General features: G+C 65.0%; 4 protein-coding genes and 1 pseudogene. 1 reads left to right on the top strand and 4 read right to left on the bottom strand.

The window, feature by feature from the left end; all coding sequences use genetic code 11:
* A pseudogene (locus WB785_RS12635) lies at positions 1-309 on the top strand (F420-dependent methylene-tetrahydromethanopterin reductase); the annotation flags it as partial.
* On the opposite strand, the gene WB785_RS12630 reads toward WB785_RS12635, so the two are convergent.
* The 4 genes from WB785_RS12630 to WB785_RS12615 all read right to left on the bottom strand — a co-directional run.
* Entirely contained in the window at positions 310-831 is a 522-nt protein-coding gene (locus WB785_RS12630; RefSeq protein ID WP_424079593.1) for a hypothetical protein, read from the bottom strand.
* A gap of 20 nt (positions 832-851) precedes the next feature.
* Positions 852-2,129, bottom strand: a complete 1,278-nt coding sequence (locus WB785_RS12625) for a fatty acid desaturase family protein (RefSeq protein ID WP_424079591.1) — start codon at positions 2,127-2,129, stop codon at positions 852-854.
* Between the two features lie 81 nt (positions 2,130-2,210).
* A complete protein-coding gene (locus WB785_RS12620; protein WP_424079590.1) occupies positions 2,211-3,347 on the bottom strand; it encodes a ferredoxin reductase in 1,137 nt (378 codons plus the stop codon).
* Positions 3,348-3,377: 30 nt separating this feature from the next.
* Positions 3,378-3,724: DUF6912 family protein (locus WB785_RS12615; RefSeq protein ID WP_424079589.1), on the bottom strand; the 347-nt coding region annotated here is incomplete at its 5' end.

The following is a 3,724-nucleotide window of genomic DNA, read 5'->3' as shown; positions in this document are numbered from 1 at the left end:
GCGATGGGCGTCGGCGGTTCAAGCGGCCAGAATTTCTACAACGATGCGTTCACCCGTCTGGGTTACGGCACCGAAGTCGAAACCGTCGCCGGGCTGTGGAAAGCGGGGAAACACGACGAAGCCCGCGCCTCGGTGCCGCTGGACCTTGGCCGCCTCACGAATCTGCTCGGCACACCCGACGCCATCGCCGACCGGGTAAAGCGCTACCGCGCGGCGGGCATCACCACGCTACTGGCGAAACTCGAAGGCGACTACGAGCAGCAGCTCGCGACATTGCAGCGGCTGGTGGGCATCGCCGAGACGGCCTGATTACCAGCGCAGCATCGGGAATGGGTGCAGCGGGTGCCGTGCGGCGTAGCGGGTCAAGCCGTTGGCAAGGAACGCGTGGAATCCGCGGTACGGCAGCTGGCCGACGGCGGCTCGGACCTCCGACCGCGTGATTCGGCCACGTAGCAATCCTCGGCTCACGTCGACGAGGTCGGCCTTGCGGAAGGTCTCGGTCGTGCCGTCGTCCGATGGCCGCAGCCGGTGGTGCTCGGTGATGAGTCGTTGCACCCCTTCAATTTCGGTGATTCCGAATTCGTTGGCATGCGCGGCGGCCAGGTCGGCTGACGGGCCGAGGTACTCGAACGTTGCTGCGGTCCAAATGCCCAGATCGTGAGTCACCCACGCGAGGGCGGCGAGGTCCGGGAGAGGTTCGCCGAGCAGCAGCCGGTGGTAGTTGATACAGCGATAAACGTGGTTGCGATAGGTCGACATATCGTCGCCCAGCGCAACGCGATAACGCACCAGCACGGCGTCGACGATCGGATGCGACGTGACGACTTCCACCAGCCGGGAGCTTAGCGCGGCTATGCGGCCAGGCCGTCCCGCCCAGTCTTTTGCGTTCGCTTGTTACGACGCCAGCCCCGCACGGTGGCAATCGCCGTCTTCAATCCGCGGCGGCGCCCGGTGGCCGGATCGGTGCCGGCGAAATCGTCGTCCAGCACAGCAAACATCGACTCGCTGCGGGTCTCCGGTGCGTTGTCGGCAGTGTCGCGCAAGTACTTGTCCGGCAGGGACAGCTTCGCGATGGTCCGCCACGTCTTGCCGTACTGCACCAGGAAAGAGCCTGTGGTGTAAGGCAAGTCGTATTTGTCACAGAGCTCGCGCACCCGCACTTTGATCTCGGGGTAGCGGTTGCTGGGCAGGTCCGGGAACAGGTGGTGTTCGATCTGGTGGGACAGGGTGCCGCTCATGAACCGCAGCGCCGGACCGGCGTCGAAGTTGGCGCTGCCCAGCATCTGGCGCAGATACCACTGCCCCTTGGTCTCGCCGACCATGTCGGTCTTGGTGAATTTCTCTGCGCCGTCCGGGAAATGGCCACAGAAGATCACCGCGTTGGCCCACAGGTTGCGGATCACGTTGGCAACCGCGTTGGCTTTCAGCGTCGACGTGTAGGTCGCGCCGGGCGACAGCGCAGTCAGGGCCGGGAACGCCACGTAGTCCTTGAACACCTGGCGACCGGACTTGGCGACAAACTCCTCGACCCGCTGCCGGGCCTCGTCGTTGTCCATCCCCTTCTTGACAAGCTTGCCGATCTCGACATGCTGCAGTCCCACGCCCCACTCGAAGCCGAGCGCGAGCATCGTGTTGTACGCCAGGTTGAACAGGTTGAAGCGCTTCCAGGGCTGGTCGCGGGTCACCCGCAGCAGGCCGTAGCCGACGTCGTCGTCCATACCGAGGATGTTGGTGTACTTGTGGTGCACGAAATTGTGGGTGTATCGCCAATGCTTGGACGCCCCGCTCATGTCCCACTCCCACGTCGAGGAGTGAATCTCGGGGTCGTTCATCCAATCCCACTGGCCGTGCATGACGTTGTGGCCGATCTCCATGTTCTCGATGATCTTGGCCACGCCGAGGGTCAAGGTGCCCGCCCACCACGCCGATCGCCGCGAGCTGGCCGCCAGCAACACGCGGCCCGCGACCTCCAGGGCGCGCTGCGCCGTGATGGTGCGCCGGATGTAGCGAGCGTCGCTCTCGCCGCGAGAGTCTTCAATGTCTTGACGAATGGCGTCCAGCTCAACGCCTAGGTTCTCGATGTCGGCGTCCGTCAGATGCGCGAATACGTCTAGGTCGGTGATTGCCATCGCCTGTCCTCTCCGTAGTCTTGCCGTTCCGAACCTACGCTATCGTAACCTACGAAACCGTAGGTTACCAGTGAGTAACACCTAAACGTCGAGTACGCAGTCGCCCGACGCGGCGGAAATGCAGGTCTGCACGCGTGTTCCCGGTTCATGTTCAACACCGGTTCGCAGATCCCGAACATGGCCTTCCAACAGGCCCACCACGCACGATTGGCAGATACCCATCCTGCAACCGAACGGCATTTGCACGCCCACCTGCTCACCAGCATCCATCAGCGATGTCGCCGCATCGGCGGAGCTGCTTTTTCCGCTCTTCGCAAACGTTACCGTCCCGCCGACTCCGGCCGGCGCCGCTCGCGACACCGCAAAACGCTCGAGGTGCAAGCGGTCGCCGACACCGGCCTCCGACCAGGCCCGCTCGGCCGCGTCGAGCATGCCCTCGGGTCCACACGCCCAGGCCTGCCGGTCGCACCAGTCCCCCACCTCCGCGCCGAGCCGGCTCAGATCGAGCCGCCCCTGGCTGCGTGTCGTGCGCAGCTGTAGCCGATATCCCGGATGATCGTGGGCCAACTGATCGAGCTCGGGGCCGAACATCACGTCGTCCGAGGTGGGCGCCGAATGCAGGTGGATGACGTCGGTGATCTGGTCGCGGCGCACCAGCGTGCGCAGCATCGACATCACCGGGGTGATGCCCGACCCAGCGGTGATGAACAGCACCTTCGCTGGCGCCGGATCGGGCAGCACGAAATTGCCCTGCGGCGCGGCCAACCGCACGATCGTCCCGGGCTTCACGCCACCCACCAGATGTGAGGAAAGAAAGCCCTCAGGCATCGCTTTCACCGTGATGGTCACCGTGCGGGCGCCCTTCACCGGGCTCGATGTCAACGAATAGGAGCGCCACCGCCAACGGCCGTCGATCAGCAGCCCAATCCCCATGTACTGACCCGGCTCATAGTCGAAGCTGAAGCCCCAGCCCGGCTTGATGACCAACGTCGCGGAGTCGTGCGTTTCCCGCTGGACCTGCAGCACGCGACCCCGCATTTCGCGCGCCGACCACAGCGGATTGGCAAGGCGCAGATAGTCATCCGGCAAAAGCGGCGTGGTGATGCGCTCGGCCAGTTTGCGCAACGCGTGCCGAGCGGGATGCCGGTAGGTGCGCAGGACGGTCGGACGCGGGGTGGGGGCGACCTCTGCAGTCGGCCTCGAAATTCGCTTACTCATTGCAAACCTACGGTACCGTAACCACGGCTGCTAGAGCAGCTCGAGCAGGAACGGCAGCTCTTGAGTGGCGTACCAGGCCAGATCGTGGTCCTGCGCGTCGCCGACCGTCAGATCGGCGTCTTCGTCACCGAGGTCGGCGTCGTCGATGACCGCGATCGCCGCCGTGACATCGGCCTCCGCGGCGGCATTGTCGACGAACGCGGCGACCACGTCGTCGATCGCCACCGGGTCCCCGATTCGCACGACGGCATCGTCGAGATCCGGACGCAACGTGACGGCTTCTGCGTCGTTGACGTTGGCAAGCAGCACCGCGCGGCGCGGCGGCAACTGGGCACCCGGCTCCCCCGACTGGTCGGCGGCAGCCAGCAGCCGCAGCG

The sequence above is a fragment of the Mycobacterium sp. genome (assembly GCF_049585075.1).
In the GTDB taxonomy this organism is placed as follows: domain Bacteria; phylum Actinomycetota; class Actinomycetes; order Mycobacteriales; family Mycobacteriaceae; genus Mycobacterium.
This window is presented reverse-complemented; position numbering and strand designations above follow the sequence as displayed.